The following is a 211-nucleotide window of genomic DNA, read 5'->3' on the forward strand; positions in this document are numbered from 1 at the left end:
GCATACCAGATTGCCGAGGCGATGGACGCGCAAGCCTCGCCCGCGTGGACGGTCTGGCGGTGGCAGGTGCCCACCATCGAGATCATCGAATCGGCGGAACTCGCCAAAACCACGCAAGCCCAGACTCCCACGACCGCACAGACCTTCGTCAATCAGGGGATTGTGTCCGCTCAGAAGCTCCTCGTCCTGTCACTGCTGCTGAATCAAGACG

1 protein-coding gene is annotated in these 211 nt (G+C 61.6%); it reads left to right on the forward strand.

Going from position 1 to position 211, the window contains the following annotated elements:
- The coding region (locus tag QCD68_RS17410; RefSeq protein ID WP_301223917.1) for a hypothetical protein at positions 1 to 211 on the forward strand (211 nt) is incomplete at both ends.

It is taken from the genome of Curtobacterium sp. PsM8 (assembly GCF_030433875.1).
Lineage (GTDB): Bacteria > Actinomycetota > Actinomycetes > Actinomycetales > Microbacteriaceae > Curtobacterium.